Source organism: Pseudomonas kitaguniensis (assembly GCF_009296165.1).
Taxonomy (GTDB): Bacteria; Pseudomonadota; Gammaproteobacteria; order Pseudomonadales; family Pseudomonadaceae; genus Aquipseudomonas; species Aquipseudomonas kitaguniensis.
Genome location: NZ_VUAZ01000243.1, coordinates 1 through 836, shown reverse-complemented (window position 1 = coordinate 836; position 836 = coordinate 1). Strand labels below are relative to the sequence as shown.

The 836-nt window shown below is 61.0% G+C and carries 2 protein-coding genes; both read left to right on the top strand.

Going from position 1 to position 836, the window contains the following annotated elements:
• On the top strand, positions 1–363 hold a 363-nt coding region (locus F0169_RS27070), incomplete at its 5' end, for an energy transducer TonB (protein ID WP_152748139.1).
• Between the two features lie 61 nt (positions 364–424).
• The coding region (locus tag F0169_RS27065; protein WP_172979572.1) for a MotA/TolQ/ExbB proton channel family protein at positions 425–836 on the top strand (412 nt) is incomplete at its 3' end.

Sequence of the window (836 nt, the reverse complement as noted above, 5' to 3'; positions counted from 1 at the left end):
GCGCCACCGGCACCGGCCGCTCCGGCAGCGCCCGCAGCTGCGCCCGCAGCACCGGCGGCAGCACCCGGGCCGGTCAAGGAAACCGCCGCGGTGTCCGGGTTGGCCAGCCTCGGCAACCCGCCACCGGAATACCCGTCCCTGGCATTACGGCGCAACTGGGAAGGGTCGGTGGGGCTACGCATCAAAGTGCTGCCCAACGGCCGCGCAGGTTCTGTGGAGGTGATCAAGTCCAGCGGCAAACAAGCCCTGGATGACGCCGCCGTTGAGGCTGTACGCAATTGGAAGTTTGTGCCGGCCAAACGCGAGGATACCCCGATAGAAGGGTTTGCGACGCAGACAATCGCTTTCAAGTTACCGGAATAACCCAGTCGAGTGCCGACATTCATTTAAGCCGCGTTATTAAACCGCAGTGCGAGGTATAGCCATGAACGAGTCTCTGTCTTCCATGATTGTCCCGGGGGTACTTTGGGCATTGGTGCTGTTTTCGGTGATCAGTTGGGCGCTGTTGCTCATCAAGTCATCGCAATACTTGCGTCAGAAATCCCAGAACAACCAGTTCACCAAGGTCTTCTGGGCCGCGCCGGATCTGTTGACTGCCGCTGAACACGCCAGCCAATACCCAGGCTCGCTGGCGCGCATCGCCAACAGCGGTTTTGAAGCGATGATTATCGATGACACGCCGCGCAATACACAGCAGTTGGCCCACACCATCAACCGCGCCGACCGCCTGGAGCGCAACCTGCGCCAGCAGATCCAAAAAGAACGCCGCGCGCTGGAAAGTGGCCAGGCGATTCTCGCCAGTATCGGCAGCACCGCGCCGTTTATCGGCCTGTTCG